General features: G+C 61.3%; 15 protein-coding genes. 6 read left to right on the top strand and 9 right to left on the bottom strand.

The features are described from left to right. Positions 1-4 precede the first annotated feature (4 nt). Genes BXA01_RS16485 through BXA01_RS16475 form a run of 3 tightly spaced genes read left to right on the top strand, consistent with a single transcriptional unit; the run spans position 5 to position 2,603 of the window. Complete coding sequence (locus BXA01_RS16485) at positions 5-1,084, top strand: COX15/CtaA family protein (RefSeq protein WP_076564840.1); 1,080 nt, start codon at positions 5-7, stop codon at positions 1,082-1,084. Continuing rightward, positions 1,072-1,971: a heme o synthase gene (cyoE, locus tag BXA01_RS16480; protein WP_076564838.1), complete on the top strand. Its 900-nt coding sequence runs from the start codon at positions 1,072-1,074 to the stop codon at positions 1,969-1,971. The genes BXA01_RS16485 and cyoE overlap by 13 nt, the downstream gene beginning before the upstream one ends. After that, entirely contained in the window at positions 1,968-2,603 is a 636-nt protein-coding gene (locus tag BXA01_RS16475; RefSeq protein WP_076564836.1) for an SCO family protein, read from the top strand. Before cyoE ends, BXA01_RS16475 begins: the two co-directional genes overlap by 4 nt. 174 nt (positions 2,604-2,777) lie before the next feature. Here BXA01_RS16475 and BXA01_RS16470 read toward each other — a convergent pair whose 3' ends face one another. The 3 genes from BXA01_RS16470 to BXA01_RS16460 all read right to left on the bottom strand — a co-directional run bounded on the left by BXA01_RS16470 (position 2,778) and on the right by BXA01_RS16460 (position 5,336). After that, a complete protein-coding gene (locus BXA01_RS16470) occupies positions 2,778-3,548 on the bottom strand; it encodes a MetQ/NlpA family ABC transporter substrate-binding protein (RefSeq protein WP_076564834.1) in 771 nt (256 codons plus the stop codon). 64 nt (positions 3,549-3,612) lie between these two features. Continuing rightward, on the bottom strand, positions 3,613-4,323 hold the full coding sequence (locus BXA01_RS16465) for a methionine ABC transporter permease (RefSeq protein WP_172834041.1): 711 nt from the start codon (positions 4,321-4,323) through the stop codon (positions 3,613-3,615). A gap of 5 nt (positions 4,324-4,328) precedes the next feature. Then, positions 4,329-5,336 (bottom strand): methionine ABC transporter ATP-binding protein, encoded by a 1,008-nt coding sequence (locus tag BXA01_RS16460; RefSeq protein ID WP_016772338.1) that lies wholly within the window; start codon positions 5,334-5,336, stop codon positions 4,329-4,331. 264 nt (positions 5,337-5,600) lie between these two features. On the opposite strand from BXA01_RS16460, the gene katE reads away from it, so the two are divergent. Continuing rightward, positions 5,601-7,742 (top strand): catalase HPII, encoded by a 2,142-nt coding sequence (gene katE, locus BXA01_RS16455; RefSeq protein WP_076564832.1) that lies wholly within the window; start codon positions 5,601-5,603, stop codon positions 7,740-7,742. A 108-nt stretch (positions 7,743-7,850) separates the two neighbouring features. Here the strand turns inward: katE and BXA01_RS16450 are convergent, their stop codons facing one another. From BXA01_RS16450 to BXA01_RS16435, 4 genes are read right to left on the bottom strand one after another with little or no spacing between them, the layout of a single operon-like run. Beyond that, positions 7,851-8,564 (bottom strand): PA5502 family lipoprotein, encoded by a 714-nt coding sequence (locus BXA01_RS16450; protein ID WP_041476477.1) that lies wholly within the window; start codon positions 8,562-8,564, stop codon positions 7,851-7,853. 37 nt (positions 8,565-8,601) lie between these two features. After that, positions 8,602-9,390, bottom strand: a complete 789-nt coding sequence (gene znuB / locus BXA01_RS16445) for a zinc ABC transporter permease subunit ZnuB (protein ID WP_016772340.1) — start codon at positions 9,388-9,390, stop codon at positions 8,602-8,604. After that, positions 9,383-10,168: a zinc ABC transporter ATP-binding protein ZnuC gene (gene znuC / locus BXA01_RS16440; protein ID WP_024014991.1), complete on the bottom strand. Its 786-nt coding sequence runs from the start codon at positions 10,166-10,168 to the stop codon at positions 9,383-9,385. Before znuC ends, znuB begins: the two co-directional genes overlap by 8 nt. Continuing rightward, positions 10,168-10,650 (bottom strand): Fur family transcriptional regulator, encoded by a 483-nt coding sequence (locus BXA01_RS16435; RefSeq protein ID WP_024014990.1) that lies wholly within the window; start codon positions 10,648-10,650, stop codon positions 10,168-10,170. The genes znuC and BXA01_RS16435 overlap by 1 nt, the downstream gene beginning before the upstream one ends. Before the next feature lie 66 nt (positions 10,651-10,716). Between BXA01_RS16435 and BXA01_RS16430 the strand changes: the two genes are divergently transcribed. Next, positions 10,717-11,637, top strand: coding sequence for a zinc ABC transporter substrate-binding protein ZnuA (locus BXA01_RS16430; RefSeq protein ID WP_083957580.1), 921 nt, complete (start codon positions 10,717-10,719; stop codon positions 11,635-11,637). 128 nt (positions 11,638-11,765) lie between these two features. Here the strand turns inward: BXA01_RS16430 and BXA01_RS16425 are convergent, their stop codons facing one another. Both BXA01_RS16425 and BXA01_RS16420 read right to left on the bottom strand, forming a co-directional pair. After that, positions 11,766-12,719: a homoserine kinase gene (locus BXA01_RS16425; protein ID WP_076564828.1), complete on the bottom strand. Its 954-nt coding sequence runs from the start codon at positions 12,717-12,719 to the stop codon at positions 11,766-11,768. Positions 12,720-12,772: 53 nt separating this feature from the next. After that, complete coding sequence (locus tag BXA01_RS16420; protein ID WP_041476480.1) at positions 12,773-13,063, bottom strand: DUF2782 domain-containing protein; 291 nt, start codon at positions 13,061-13,063, stop codon at positions 12,773-12,775. 74 nt (positions 13,064-13,137) lie between these two features. Here BXA01_RS16420 and polA point away from each other — a divergent pair, with 74 nt between their 5' ends. Continuing rightward, positions 13,138-15,942, top strand: a complete 2,805-nt coding sequence (polA, locus tag BXA01_RS16415) for a DNA polymerase I (RefSeq protein ID WP_076564826.1) — start codon at positions 13,138-13,140, stop codon at positions 15,940-15,942. Positions 15,943-16,330 lie beyond the last annotated feature (388 nt).

The following is a 16,330-nucleotide window of genomic DNA, read 5'->3' as shown; positions in this document are numbered from 1 at the left end:
CGTCATGGCCAAACCTGGATTTCGCCTCGCGCTGTTTGCCACCCTGCTGGCATTGATTGTGGTGTTGCTCGGCGCCTACACCCGCCTGACCCACGCCGGCCTCGGCTGCCCGGACTGGCCAGGCTGCTACGGCTTTATCAGCGTGCCGAAAAGCGAGGCGCAACTGGCCCATGCCGAACTGCACTTCCCTGACGCGCCAGTGGAGGCGCACAAGGGCTGGAACGAGATGATTCACCGCTACTTCGCCGGCACCCTCGGTTTGCTGATTTCAGTGCTGGCCGGGCGCGCCTGGGTCAACCGGCGCCATCCGGGCCAGCCGGTGAAACTGCCGCTGTTTCTGCTGGCGGTGGTCATCGCCCAAGCGGCGTTCGGTATGTGGACGGTGACGCTCAAGCTCTGGCCGCAAGTGGTCACCGGGCATTTGCTCGGCGGCTTTGCCACGTTGAGTCTGCTGTTCCTGCTGACGCTGAGGTTGTCCGGCGTGCTGCCGGCGCTAACGGTACCGAAGCGCCTGCAATACTGGGCGACGGCGGGCCTGCTGCTGGTGATCGGCCAGATCGCCTTGGGCGGCTGGGTCAGTTCCAACTACGCAGCGGTGGCCTGCATCGACTTCCCCACCTGCCACGGCCAATGGCTGCCGCCGGCGGACTTCGCCAATGGTTTTCACCTGACCCAGCACATCGGCCCGAATTATCTCGGCGGACAACTGGATAGCGATGCGCGCACGGCGATTCATCTGACCCACCGCATCGGCGCTCTGCTGGTGACGGTCGTGCTGCTCGGTCTGGCGTGGCAGTTGAAAGTGGTGGGCATGACGCGTCTGGCCGGGCTGGTGCTGATCGCCCTTGCAGCGCAGATCACCCTCGGCATCAGCAATGTGCTGTTTCATCTGCCGCTGCCGGTGGCCGTCGCCCATAACGCTGGCGGTGCGGCGCTGTTGCTGACGCTGGTACTGGTCAATTACCACGCCCGCACCAGCCTGCTGCGGGTGAGCCAACCGGTGCTGGCGCGCTGGCGCTTGAGTGCGCACAAACCTGCCGTCGCGCCCATCGCATTGAAAGGAGAAACGCCATGGCGAGTCTGATCGGCGAGCGTGCGGCGCAAGCGCTGTGGCGCGATTATCTGGAGCTGACCAAACCGAAAGTCGTGGTGCTGATGCTGATCACCTCGCTGGTCGGCATGTTCCTCGCTACCCGCGCCGGCGTGCCGTGGACAGTGCTGGTGTTCGGCAATCTGGGCATTGCCTTGTGCGCCGGCGGGGCGGCGGCGGTCAATCATGTGGTCGATCGGCGTATCGATGCGGTAATGGCGCGCACGCATAAAAGGCCGCTGGCCGAAGGCCGGGTTTCACCTGCGGCGGCGCTGACCTTCGCCTTGGTGCTGGCATTGCTCGGCCAGGCGCTGCTGCTGACGTTCACCAATCAGCTGACCGCGTGGCTGACTCTCGCTTCACTGCTCGGTTACGCGGTGGTCTACACCGGTTTCCTCAAACGCGCTACGCCGCAGAACATCGTCATCGGCGGCCTCGCTGGCGCCGCGCCACCGCTGCTGGGCTGGACCGCCGCCACCGGCCATGTCAGTGCCGAACCGCTGTTGCTGGTGCTGATCATCTTCGCCTGGACCCCGCCGCATTTCTGGGCGCTGGCGATTCATCGCAAGGAGGAATACGCCAAGGCCGACATTCCGATGCTGCCGGTGACCCATGGCGAGCACTACACCAAAGTGCACATTCTCCTCTACACCTTTGCATTGCTGGCGGTGAGTCTGCTGCCGTACGTGATTCACATGAGCGGCGTGCTGTATCTGGTCTGCGCGCTGGCGTTGGGCGCGAGGTTTCTGCAATGGGCCGTGGTGCTGTACCGTGGCACTCGGCCGCACGCGGCGATCAACACCTTCAAGTACTCTATTTATTACTTGTTCCTGTTGTTCATCGCCCTGCTCGTAGACCACTACTTACTGTTGAACCTATGACCCGAACCCAGAAAACCGTCTTCATCCTCGTTGCCGTGATCGCGCTGATCCTCGGGCTTACCGTGAACAAAGTGCTGAACGGCAAAGGCCAGGGCGATCCGACTGCGCTGATCGACGCCGGCATTATCCTGCTGCCGCAGAGCCGCAACCTGCCGGACGTGACCATGACCGATCAGGACGGCAAACCAGTTGCCATCGACGAGTTGAAAGGCAAGTGGAGTCTGTTGTTCTTCGGCTACACCTTCTGCCCGGACATCTGCCCGACCACCCTGGCGCAACTGCGGCAGATCAAGAGTGAATTGCCGAAAGAGGCTGTGGACAAGTTGCAGATCGTACTGGTCAGCGTCGACCCCAACCGCGACACGCCGAAGCAGTTGAAGCAGTACCTGGGCTACTTCGATCCACAGTTCATCGGCCTGACGCCTTCATCTATCGAAGAGCTGCAGAAGGTGGCGAACGCGGTGAGCATTCCGTTCATTCCCGCCGATACCAGCAAGCCGAACTACACCGTGGACCACAGCGGCAATCTGGCCGTGATCGGCCCGGACGGCACGCAGCGCGGGTTTATTCGCGCGCCGTTGAACAATGCCAAGCTGGTTGCGCAGTTGCCGGCGATGCTTGAGCGAAAATAGGATCAACACCATTCCAATGTGGGAGCGAGCCTGCTCGCGAAGAGGCCAGCACATTCAACATCTGTTTTGACTGACACACCGCATTCGCGAGCAGGCTCGCTCCCACACAGATCATATTCCAGGCAAAAAAAGGGGCGCATCAGATGCGCCCCTTTTTCATTGCAGCAACCTTAATCAGAACGCCGGCAACACCGCGCCTTTGTACTTCTCGGTAATGAACTGCTTCACTTGCGGGCTGTGCAGCGCAGCCGCCAGTTTCTTCATCGCGTCGCTGTCCTTGTTGTCCGGGCGGGACACGAGGATGTTCACGTACGGCGAGTCGTTGCCTTCGATCACCAGCGCATCCTTGGACGGATCAAGCTTGGCTTCCAGCGCATAGTTGGTGTTGATCAGCGCCAGATCGACCTGAGTCAGCACGCGCGGGATGGTCGCGGCTTCCAGTTCACGGAATTTCAGGTCTTTCGGGTTTTGCTCGATGTCTTTGAGGGTCGACAGAATGTTGGTCGGGTCCTTCAAAGTGATCACGCCAGTCTTGGCCAGCAGCAACAGCGCACGGCCGCCGTTGGTGGCGTCGTTCGGGATCACCACGTTGGCACCGCCGGGCAGGTCCTTCAGATCTTTGAGCTTGCTCGAATAAGCACCCAGCGGCTCCAGATGCACGCCGGTCACGGCGACGAGGCTGGTGCCCTTGGCCTTGTTGAACTCATCGAGGTACGGCTGGTGCTGGAAGAAGTTGGCGTCCAGACGCTTTTCCGCGACCTGTACGTTCGGCTGAATGTAGTCGGTGAAGACCTTGACCTTCAGATCCACGCCTTCCTTGGCCAGGGCCGGTTTGACGAACTCAAGGATTTCCGCGTGCGGCACCGGAGTGGCGGCAACGGTCAGGGTCTCGGCGTGGGCCGAAAACGCCGCAACAGCGGCGAAAGCAGCGATCAGTTTTTTCATTCAGCTAACTCCTTGTGAGGGCGCCCGCCAGCGAATGGCCCGCGCCTCTTGATTAAAAAACCGCTTATTTGCGCGAGAAATGCACGACCAGGCGGTCGCCAACCATTTGCAGCACTTGCACCAGAATCAACAGCAGCACCACGGTGACGATCATCACGTCGGTCTGGAAACGCTGGTAGCCGAAACGGATCGCCAGGTCGCCCAGACCACCGGCGCCAACCACACCGGCCATCGCCGTGTAGGACACCAGTGTAATCGCTGTCACCGTAATCGCTGCGAAGATGCCCGGACGGGCTTCCGGCAGCAGGGCGTTCATGATGATCTGCCGCGTGGTCGCGCCCATCGACTGGGTCGCTTCGATGATGCCGCGATCGACTTCGCGCAGCGCGGTTTCCACCAGACGCGCGAAGAACGGCGTGGCGCCCACCACCAGCGGCGGGATCGCCCCGGCCACACCCAGCGAGGTGCCGGTGATCAGCACGGTGAACGGGATCATCACGATCAGCAGAATGATGAACGGCAGCGAACGCAAGATGTTCACCATAACCGACAGGACTGCATAGAGACCCCGGTTCTCCAGCAACTGACGCGGGCTGCAGAGAAACAGCAGCACGCCCAGCGGCAGGCCGAGCAGCACGGTGAACAGCAGCGAACCGCCGAGCATCAGCATGGTGTCGTTGGTGGCGAGGCCGATTTCAAGCCAGTCGATGTTCTGAAAGAACAGTTTGATGGCTTCTATCGCGGCGTCGTATTGCTTGATTGCAGCGTCAAACATTTCCATTAGCGCAACACCTCCATGTGAACGTCAGCGGCGGTGAAGCGGGCAAACGCCGCTTCCATGTCGCCACCGGTGACAGCGAGGGTCAGTTGCCCGTACGGAATGTCTTTGATGCGGTCGATGCGACCGGCGAGGATGCTGTAGTCGACGCCGGTTTCCCGGGCGACGGTGCCGAGCAACGGCGCGTAGGTCGCTTCGCCCTGGAAGGTCAGACGCACGATACGCCCCGGCACGTGGGCGAAATCGTCACGCTGTTCGCTCTCGTCGATCTGCTCACTTTCCTGGACGAAACGCTTGGTGGTCGGGTGCTGCGGATGCAGGAACACATCGGCCACCGGACCCTGCTCGACGATCACGCCGGCGTCCATCACCGCGACCTGATCGCAGACGCGCCGGATCACGTCCATTTCGTGGGTGATCAGGACGATGGTCAGTTTCAGTTCGCGATTGATTTCCGCCAGCAGTTGCAGAACCGATGCGGTGGTCTGCGGGTCGAGGGCACTGGTGGCCTCGTCGCACAGCAGAATCTTCGGCTTGGTCGCCAGCGCACGGGCAATGCCGACGCGTTGCTTCTGACCGCCGGACAGTTGCGCCGGGTACTTTTTCGCGTGGTCGGACAGACCGACCCGCGCCAGCAGCTCCGCCACGCGTTGATTGATTTCACTGCTCGAAAGCTCACCGGCCAATGTCAGCGGCAGGGCCACGTTATCGGCGACAGTCTTGGAGGCGAGCAGGTTGAAGTGTTGGAAGATCATCCCGACCTGCTGGCGGAAACGGCGCAGGCCGTTGGCATCCAGTGCGGTGACTTCTTCGCCGTCGACGATGATCTTGCCGCCACTGGAATCTTCCAGGCGATTGATCAGACGCAGCAGGGTACTTTTGCCCGCACCGGAATGGCCAATCAGGCCGAACACCTGACCGTTCTCGATGGCGAGACTGGTCGGGTGCAGCGCGGGAATATCCTTACCGGCGACGCGGTAAGTCTTGTGGACGTTTTGAAACTCGATCACGTAGCGAACCTTGTGGGGCGCGTTGGAAAAGGATCAGCGGTTAGCCGGGCGCGCATTTTAGCCTGTCCGTATAGAGGTTCTTAGCATTTATTTCGCAATTAACCTTCGATTTGGCAATAACAAGATCAAAGGTCATAAAAAAGGAACGCTCCGAGCGCCTCATCAGTCACTAGTTAAGCGACTTGAAACCCCTGGGTGCCGTGCCCGGGAATCACTCAAGGGTCTGCGGAAGGCATCCGGGGCCAAACGAGGAGTTTACGTCTGATGAGCATCAAAAAGCCTGCACCTGATAAAAGCGAAATGGCCGGGACCGATACCCCGGATCGCGCCAACACCAACGCCAAGCTCGACAGCCTGGAAGAATACCGTTCCGACGCCACCGGTCAGGCACTGCGCACCAATCAGGGCGTGAAGATCGCCGACAACCAGAACACCCTCAAAGCCGGGCCGCGCGGGCCGTCGCTGCTGGAAGACTTCATCATGCGTGAAAAGATCACGCATTTTGACCATGAGCGTATTCCAGAGCGCATCGTCCATGCGCGCGGTACCGGCGCCCACGGTTTCTTTCAGACCTACGAGAACCATGCAGCACTGACCAAGGCCGGTTTCCTACAGGATCCGGGCAAGAAGACGCCAGTGTTCGTGCGCTTTTCCACGGTTCAGGGGCCACGAGGTTCCGGCGATACAGTGCGTGACGTGCGCGGCTTTGCGGTGAAATTCTTTACCGACGAGGGTAACTTCGACCTGGTCGGCAACAACATGCCGGTGTTCTTCATTCAGGACGCGATCAAGTTCCCGGACTTCGTCCACGCGGTGAAACCCGAGCCGCACAACGAAATTCCCACCGGCGGCTCGGCTCACGACACGTTCTGGGACTTCGTCTCGCTGGTGCCGGAATCGGCGCACATGGTCATCTGGGCGATGTCCGACCGGGCGATCCCGAAAAGCCTGCGCAGCATGCAGGGCTTTGGCGTACACACCTTCCGCCTGATCAACGCCGAGGGCAAATCACGCTTCGTCAAATTCCACTGGCGCCCTACCGCCGGCACTTGCTCGCTGGTGTGGGACGAGGCGCAGAAGCTCGCCGGTAAAGACACCGACTACCACCGTCGCGACCTGTGGGAAGCGATCGAGATGGGCGACTACCCGGAGTGGGAACTGGGCGTGCAGATCGTCGAAGAAGAGAACGAACACGACTTCGACTTCGACATCCTCGACCCGACCAAGATCATCCCCGAAGAAATCGTCCCGATTACGCCGCTGGGCAAAATGACCCTGAACCGCAACCCGGACAACTTCTTCGCCGAAACCGAGCAGGTCGCCTTCTGCCCTGGCCACATCGTGCCAGGCATCGACTTCTCCAATGACCCGCTGCTGCAAGGTCGGCTGTTTTCCTACACCGACACGCAGATCAGCCGACTCGGCGGGCCGAACTTCCATGAGCTGCCGATCAACCGTCCGGTGGCGCCGTTCCACAACGGCCAGCGCGATGCACAGCACCGCACCACCATCGACAAGGGCCGCGCTTCTTACGAGCCAAACTCGATCGACGGCGGCTGGCCGAAAGAAACCCCGCCGGCGGCACAGGACGGTGGTTTCGAGAGCTACCCGGAGCGCATCGACGCAGCGAAGATCCGTCAGCGCAGCGAATCGTTCAGCGATCACTTCTCCCAGGCCCGCTTGTTCTTCAACAGCATGAGCGACCACGAGAAAGAGCACATCATCGCTGCCTACAGCTTCGAGCTGGGCAAGGTCGAACGTGAGTTCATCCGTGCCCGTGAAGTGAACGAGATCCTTGCCAATATCGACCTGACCCTGGCCAAACGCGTGGCAGAAAACCTCGGTTTGCCGGCGCCAGCCAAAGGCACGGTAGAAGTGCGCAAGACTTCGCTGGAGCAATCGCCAGCGCTGAGCCAGGCCAACCTGCTGCCGGGCAACATCAAGACGCGCAAGGTGGCAATCCTTGCTGCCAACGGTGTTGACGCTGCGGCCATCGATGCGATGAAGAAAGCGCTGGAAGCCGAAGGTGCCCACGCGAAACTGCTCGGCCCGACCTCGGCGCCAGTGAAGACAGCTGACGGCAAGGCATTGCCGGTGGATGCGTCAATGGAAGGCATGCCATCAATCGCCTTCGACGCGGTTTTCGTACCGGGTGGCGCGGCGTCGATTACCGCGTTGAGCGGCGACGGCGTGGCGCTGCATTATCTGCTGGAGGCCTACAAACACCTGAAGGCGATCGCGCTGCACGGCGAGGCCAAGCAGTTGCAGGACTTGCTGAAGCTCGACGCGGATGCGGGGCTTTTGCAGGGCGCGGATGTCGGGGCGTTGACCAAGCCGTTCTTCGCCGCGATTGGCGAGCATCGGGTCTGGGCGCGGGAGCCTAAGGCCAAGGCTATTCCGGCTTAAGATCTTTATTGGCTGAGAGGACGCTTTCGCGAGCAGGCTCGCTCCCACAGGTACGCTGTTGCACCTGTGGGAGCGAGCCTGCTCCGGGCGGCGTTCCGACGAAGCTATTTATGGCTTGCGCGGGCTTAAAACCATCTGCGCCGGGACCGTGCGCAAGATCTGCTTCTCGATCTGCAAATCAAAATCAGGATCGAGCTTCTTGACTCGCTTGCTCAGCAACGTCGCCAGCCACGGATAATCCGCGGTGCGCGGCGCCTGGATGCTGACGGCACATTCGTAATTCACCACATCGGCGGCGATCGCATCGAGTTGTCGTTGCAGCTTGTGAATATCGCCGATGTTCAAAGCAACAGTGGTGCTCTCGGCGGTCGGGTCGATGACCTTGGCTTTCGGCCTGGCTTCGGCAGCCAGCAGTGCGGCCTCAGCCTTTTCCAGTTCGGCCTTGCGCGCTTCGGTGATCGCGCCATTCACGCCGCCGGTCAACGCCGGCGCCTTGGGCATCAGGGCACGGGCGCGGCTGAGCGCGGTGGCGGCAGCGTTGACATCGCCTTTCTGCAGAACGATCTGGCTGCGGCGCAGGTACGCTTCGGCCAGCTGCCGCTGGTACTGCTCAAGGGATTGATCGTTGGGGGTAGCGGCCTGCAAGGCGGCCAACTGGTCTTCGGCGGTGGCCAGTTCGCTGCTGGCCAGGCTTTGCTCCAGCTGCGCGATGGCCGTAGCCCGCGCATCGGGGACTTGAGCCACCGGCGGCGTGCTTTGGCAGGCGCCCAGCAGCACTGAAAATGCGACAAGGAGCAGATAACGGGAGGCGAACGGCTTCATTCCTGCGACTCTCTAATTGCGCAAAAAGCGGCCAAGTCTACACCCCACGACGGGGCAGAACAAAACTCAACAGAAACAGCGCGGCTGCCGTCACCACGATCGACGGCCCCGCCGGGGTGTCCTTGAACCACGACAACGCCAGCCCGCCGCACACCGCGAGCATGCCCAGCAGGCTCGCCCCCAGCGCCATCTGCTCCGGCGAACGGGCGTGACGCTGTGCCGCAGCCGCAGGGATGATCAGCAGCGAAGTGATCAGCAGCACCCCGACGATTTTCATCGCCACGGCGATCACCACCGCGATCAACAGCATCAGCGCCAAGCGCAAACCCGCAACCGGCAAGCCTTCGACCCGCGCCAGTTCTTCGTGCACGGTGACCGCCAGCAGCGGTCGCCACAGCGTCACCAGCAACACCAGCACCGCCGCGGTGCCACCGAGAATCCACGCCAGGTCGCTCGGACTTATTGCCAGCAAGTCGCCGAACAGATAGGCCATCAGGTCGATCCGCACTTCATGCATGAAGCTTAGTACCACCAGGCCGAGAGAGAGGGTGCTCGGTGCAAGAATTCCCAATAGTGTGTCGGATGCCAGTGGCTGACGCTGTTGCAGCGTCACCAAGAGCACCGCCAGCAGCAGGCAACCGACCGTCACCGCCACCGTCGGGCTGACGTCCAGCAAAAAGCCCAGTGCCACGCCGAGCAATGCGGCGTGGGACAGGGTATCGCCGAAATAGGCCATGCGCCGCCACACCACAAATGAGCCGAGCGGTCCGGCCACCAGCGCCAGGGCCAGACCTGCAAGCAGGGCATACAAAAGAAAATCAGCCATGCTTGCAGCCGTCTCCATGAACATGAGGTTGCCCGCCGAGCGGGCCTTTGACCACCGAACCGTGCAGGTCGTGGGCGTGGTCGTGATGGTGGTGATAGATCGCCAGACTCGGCGCGTTCTTGCCGAACAGCTCGACGAATGCCGGATCGCCGCTGACCTGCTCGGGGTGCCCGGAGCAGCAGACGTGGCGGTTGAGGCAAACCACCTGATCGGTGGTGCTCATAACCAGATGCAAATCATGCGACACCATCAGCACGCCGCAACCGTGGCGGTCGCGCAGCCGGGTGATCAGGCTGTACAGCTCGGCCTGCCCGGCCACGTCGACGCCCTGCACCGGCTCGTCGAGCACCAGCAGCTCAGGCTCGCGCAGCAGTGCCCGAGCCAGCAGCACGCGCTGCATTTCGCCGCCGGAAACGCTCTGCACCGGGCTGTCGATCACGTGTTCGGCGCCGACTTCCTTCAACGCGGCCAAGGCACGCGAACGATCGACGCCAGGCACCAGGCGCAGGAAGCGCAGCACTGACAGCGGCAGGGTCGGGTCGACATGCAGCTTCTGCGGCATGTAGCCGACGCGCAGCTTCGGTTTGCGCCAGACGCTGCCGCTGTTTGGCTTCAACAGCCCGAGCACGGCACGTACCAGCGTGGTCTTGCCGGCGCCATTGGGGCCGATCAGGGTGACGATCTGCCCCGGTTCGACGCTCAGCTCGATGTTGTCCAGCACGGTCTGCCCGGCAAACGTGACGGCGACCTGCTCCAGACGGATCAGCGCGTTGCTCATCAGGCCCCCTGGCAACCGGCGCACAGACCAACCACTTCGACCGTCTGCGCTTCGACGATGAAACCCACGTCTTTGGCGCTGCTGATGATCGCGTCGCTGATCACTTTTTGCTCAAGTTCGATGGCGGCGTGGCACTCGCGGCAGATCAGGAACTGGCCCTGATGCGCGTGTTCAGGATGCACGCAGCCAACGAAGGCGTTGAGCGACGAGATGCGATGGACCAGGCCGTTTTCCAGCAGGAAATCCAGGGCGCGGTACACCGTAGGCGGCGCGGCGCGGCGGCCGTCCTGCTCGCTGAGCACCGCAAGGATGTCGTAGGCACCCAGCGGCTTGTGGCTCTGCCAGACCAGTTCCAGCACGCGGCGGCGCAGGGCAGTCAGACGCAAACCTTTCTGCGCGCACAAGGTATCGGCCTCGGACAGAGCGCTGTGCACGCAATGGGAGTGGTCGTGGGGACGGCTGGCAATCGGTGTAATAGGCATGAGCGGCGACGAGATTTGCTGGAGACGTTATTATGTTACCCGTTCTCGCTTCCTTGAGTGGTCATCGTGTCCCGACTTTTTTCTGTTTTTGTGGCTTTTGTTGCCAGTTTTCTGCTGATCGGTGCGGCCCAGGCCGAGGTCAAAGTGCTCACCAGTATCAAACCGTTGCAGCTGATTGCCGCTGCCGTGCAGGACGGCGTGGCGATTCCCGAGGTGCTGCTGCCGCCGGGTGCCTCCCCACACAATTACGCCCTGCGCCCATCCGACGTACGGAAGGTGCAGTCGGTCGATCTGCTCTACTGGATCGGCCCGGACATGGAAGGTTTCCTGCCGCGCGTACTCGGCGGTCGCAGCCTGCCGAGCGTCGCCGTGCAGGATCTGCCGGGGCTCAAGCTGCGGCATTTTGGCGCGGACAACCATTCCCATGCCGAAGAAGCCGACGAGCATGATCACGATCATCGCCCCGGCTCGCTGGATGCACATTTGTGGCTGTCACCGGTCAATGCGCGGGTAATCGCCGACAAAATGGCCGCCGACCTCAGCGCCGCCGACCCGGCCAATGCCCAGCGCTATCAGAGCAATGCCAAAGCCTTCGATGAACGTCTGGATGCGCTGGATCAGCGCTTGAAGAAGCGTCTGGCCAATGTCGAAGGCAAGCCGTACTTCGTCTTCCACGAAGCCTTCGATTATTTCGAAGACGCTTACGGCCTGAAGCACGCCGGGGTGTTCGCGGTGGCCGCCGAAGTACAGCCCGGCGCCCAGCATGTCGCGGCGATGCGCAAGCGTTTGCAGGAAGTAGGCAAGACCTGTGTGTTCAGCGAACCGCCGTTGCGTCCGCGTCTTGCGGAAACCCTGGTGGCCGGTTTGCCGGTGAAGCTGGCGGAACTGGATGCGTTGGGTGGTTATACGCCGGCGACGGCTCAGGGCTATGAGCAGGTGCTGGAAAAGTTGGGCAATGATTTGGCGGGATGCCTGGAATCGCTGTAACAACACAAAACCTGTGGGAGCGGGCCTGCTCGCGAAAGCGGTGAGTCAGTCAGCAAAAATGCTGAACGGGCCGCCGCCTTCGCGAGCAGGCTCGCTCCCACAGATTCGTGTTTGCTTGGCGAATCTACTCAGAGGGCGAAAGGCAACGGTGTGCTGACCTTCTGCCGCTGCGCCAGGCGCTGCTCGAACTCCTGCGGATCGTGAATCAACACGTCCTGCCCGGCGAACTGTTCGGCGGCGATCAAGCGTGACAGCCAGAACCGCACACAAGCCACACGCAGCATCGTTGGCCACAATTCGGCTTCCGCCGCCGTGAACGGCCGCAGCGCCGCATAGGCACCGAGAAACGCACGCGCACGCGGGCCCTCGATCACGCCCTCCTCGTCCGAACACCAGTCATTCAAGGCAATTGCCACGTCGTACAGCATCGGCCCCGAGCAGGCGTTGTAGAAGTCGATCAGCCCGGTCAGGTGGGTGCCTTCGAACATGGCGTTGTCGCGGAACAGATCGGCGTGAATATTGGCGCGAGGTAGCGCAAGAATCTTCTCTTTACGCTCGGTGATCTCATCCAACGCCTTTTGCAGCAAGGCACGCGGCTCATCGCTCAGGTGCGAGAGGAATTCAGTGCCCTCCTCCAGCATCCAGTCCAGACCGCGATCAGTTTTGCGCTTGATCATGCGCTCGCCTTGAGTCGCCAGGTGCAGATGCGCCTGCAATTCGCCGACCTGCGCGCAATGCTGGGCGTTGGCGACCTTGATGTGCTTGCCCGACAGACGCGGTTGCAGCAGCGCCGGTTTGCCTTTGAGTTCACGCAGGGCCAAGCCGTCGGTGGTGCGCAGGGCGTAAGGCACGGGCAGTTCGGCTTCGTGCAGCACGTCGAGCAGGTCGATGAAGAACGGCATCTCCTGCACCGGTCCGCGTTCGACCAGGGTCAGGACAAACTCGCCCTGCTCCAGGCTGATGAAGAAATTGGTGTTTTCGCTGCCGGCGGCGATCCCCTGGAAATCAAGCAGGCGGCCGAGCCCGTAAGGGGCGAGAAAGGTTTCCAGCTCGGGCCGAGCCAGGGGAGTGAACACAGACATGTCTTGACTGCCAGTACGGGCGCCGCAGCGGCGGCGCCGGGTGAATTAAAAATCTACTTCCATTCGAATATCTTCCATGACGGGATCAGCATATCCGGCTGATCCGAACGGATGAAATTGGCATCCGTCCCGTCGGCGCGCACCAGAAAGTACGGCGGCGCGCCCTTCGGCGTGACCTTGATCGCATACAGGAAACCGTTCTGACGGTACTCCTGAATAGTCTTGTCGCCCTCCGTGCGGATGGTGACCTCGGGGTCGCCGCCCGGCGCATCATCCGCCGCAATCGCGGCCAGTGGTGAGACAGCGATCAACCCGACCAGCAGCAAGCGATTTAACGTACGCATGATAACCTTGTCCCTTTGTCGTCAACGGTCCCGCTATTCTAGCGCCGGACCCGCCGAAAAGGTTGATCCTGCTCATGAGCCAAGCCCCCCTCGTCCTGGTGGACGGTTCGTCTTACCTGTACCGCGCCTTTCATGCACTGCCACCACTGACCACGTCCAAAGGCCTGCCGACCGGTGCGGTCAAAGGCGTGCTGAACATGCTCAAGAGTCTGCGCAAGCAGTACCCGGACAGCCCCTTCGCCGTAGTGTTCGACGCCAAGGGCGGGACATTTCGCGATGAGATGTACGCCGAATACAAGGCCAACCGGCCGAGCATGCCCGATGACATGCGCGTGCAGATCGAGCCGCTGCACCAGAGCGTGATCGCCCTCGGCTTCCCGCTGCTGTGCGTCGACGGCGTCGAGGCCGACGACGTGATCGGCACCCTGGCGCGCAGCAGCGCGGCGGCGGACCGCCCGGTGATCATTTCCACCGGTGACAAGGACATGGCGCAACTGGTCGACGGCCACATTACCTTGGTCAACACCATGTCCGGTAGCTCGATGGATGTGGAGGGCGTTAAGGAGAAATTTGGCGTCGCACCGGAGCAGATCATCGATTATCTGGCGCTGATGGGCGATTCGTCCGACAACATCCCGGGCGTGCCGGGCATCGGCCCGAAGACGGCGTCCGGCCTGCTGGTCGGCGTCAACGGCGGTCTGACCGAGCTGTACGCTAACCTCGATATCGTGCCGACCCTGCCGATCCGTGGCGCAAAAACCTTGCCGGCCAAGCTCGAAGAACACCGGGAGATGGCTTTCCTGTCCTATCAACTGGCGACCATCAAGGTTGACGTGCCACTGGATATCGGCCTCGATGATCTGCAGATGGGCCAGGAGGATCCGGCCAAACTCTACGAGCTGTACACCCTGCTGGAATTCAAGAGCTGGCTCAATGATCTGGATCGCGATGCCAAACGCCTGGAACTGAGTGCCGCGGCCGAACCTGCGCCCGCCCATGATCTGTTCAGCGCCCCGCAAGCCGAGGCACCTGCTGCCCCTGCCGAGGCCGCATACGAAACCATCCTCGATCAGGCCCGCTTCGACGTCTGGCTGGAAAAACTTCGCAACGCCAAACTGATCGCCTTCGACACCGAGACCACCGGCATCGACGCGCAGCGAGCGCAACTGGTCGGTCTGTCGTTTGCGGTGCAGGCCAACGAAGCTGCGTACATCCCGCTGACCCATTCCTACATCGGCGTGCCGGAGCAGCTGGATCGCGACACCGTGCTGCGCGCACTCAAGCCGATTCTGGAAGACCCGAGCAAACTCAAGGTTGGCCAGCACGCCAAGTTCGACATGAACATTCTGGCCAACTGCGCCATTGGCGGCGATCAGAGTGAAGGCATCAGCGTGCGCGGCATCGCCTTCGACACCATGCTCGAGTCCTACGTACTCAATTCCACCGCGACCCGCCATGACATGGACAGCCTCGCGCAAAAGTATCTCGACCACACCACGGTGAGCTTCCAGGACATCGCCGGCAAAGGTGCCAAGCAACTGACCTTCGACCAGATCGCCCTGGAACAGGCCGGGCCGTACGCCGCTGAAGACGCCGACATCACCCTGCGCCTGCATCAGGCCCTGTTCGACAAGCTCAGCGCGATTCCGAGCCTGGCCAGCGTGCTGACCGACATTGAGATCCCGCTGGTGCCAGTGCTGGCGCGTATCGAACGCCAGGGTGCGTTCGTCGATGCCGAGTTGCTGGGCATTCAGAGCATTGAGCTGGGCAACAAAATGGTCGCGCTGGAGCGTGAAGCCTTCGAAATCGCCGGGGAAGAATTCAACCTCGGCTCGCCGAAGCAGCTGGGCGTGATTCTTTATGAAAAGCTCGGCCTGCCGGTGCTGAAGAAAACCGCCAAAGGCCAGCCGTCCACCGCTGAAGAAGTGTTGGCGAAACTCGCCGAAGACGATCACCGCTTGCCGAAGGTGCTGATGGAGCACCGCTCGATGAGCAAGTTGAAAAGCACCTACACCGATCGCCTGCCGGAGCAGATCAACCCGCGCACCGGGCGCATCCACACCTCGTATCATCAGGCCGTGGCTTCGACCGGGCGCCTGTCTTCCAGTGACCCGAACCTGCAGAACATCCCGGTACGCACTGCCGAAGGCCGGCGCATTCGTCAGGCATTCGTCGCGCCGAAGGGCTACAAACTACTGGCGGCGGACTACTCGCAGATCGAATTGCGGATCATGGCGCACCTGTCCCGCGATGAAGGCCTGATGAACGCCTTCCGCAACAATCTCGACGTGCACACTGCAACCGCTGCCGAAGTATTCAAGGTCGAGCTTGATCAAGTGACCTCCGACCAGCGTCGCAGCGCCAAGGCGATCAACTTCGGCCTAATCTACGGCATGGGCGCGCAGAAGCTCGGCAAGGACATCGGCGTCGACACCAAGACCGCCAAGGCTTACATCGACACCTACTTCGCCCGTTATCCAGGCGTGCGCGAATACATGGAGCGCACCCGCGCGCAAGCGGCGGATCAGGGTTACGTCGAAACTTTCTTCGGTCGTCGCCTGTACTTGCCGGAGATCAACTCGAACAAGCCGCAGGAACGCGCTGCTGCTGAACGTACGGCGATCAACGCGCCGATGCAGGGCACGGCAGCGGACATCATCAAGAAAGCCATGGTGGCTGTGGATCATTGGCTGGCGACGTCGGGTCTGGACGCGCGGGTCATCCTGCAAGTGCACGACGAACTGGTGCTGGAGGTTCGCGAGGATCTGGTCGAGCAGGTCAACGCCGAAATTCGTACGCACATGAGCGAAGCGGCGAAACTGGATGTGCCGCTGCTGGTGGAAGTTGGCGTGGGCAACAACTGGGATGAGGCGCACTGAGTCATTGTTGCGCAACCGTCGCCGCGACCTACCGTCGCGGCAACTGCCGGGAATCCGGCTTAGATCGAAAGACGCTTGAGGCTATTCCAAAGCTTTTTGAAAAAAATCTGAACTAATCTGTCGATCGAACACTCAGAGGTACTGAATGGCTGGTGAAGCCCTTCGATGCTCCTATGTTGTGTTAAGTGTTGGCAGATATCTGAACCCCGCCCTAGCGGTTCGGAACTTAAACCCCGGAATTTCTCCCTCCCCAATGAAATCCGGGGCTTTTTTTGCCAAAAAATCGGCTGTAGCGCGGCCATGCTGCGTTAAAAGCATCGCTAAAAATGCTCATTTAGGTCCCCTAAACTCCGCTTTTTAGCGCTACTTTTGCCTTGCCTGGCCACAC

The organism is Pseudomonas sp. B10 (genome assembly GCF_900156235.1).
GTDB classification, from domain to species: Bacteria; Pseudomonadota; Gammaproteobacteria; order Pseudomonadales; family Pseudomonadaceae; genus Aquipseudomonas; species Aquipseudomonas siliginis.
The sequence above is the reverse complement of the archived record's forward strand: the minus strand, read 5'-3'. Positions and strand labels throughout refer to the sequence as shown.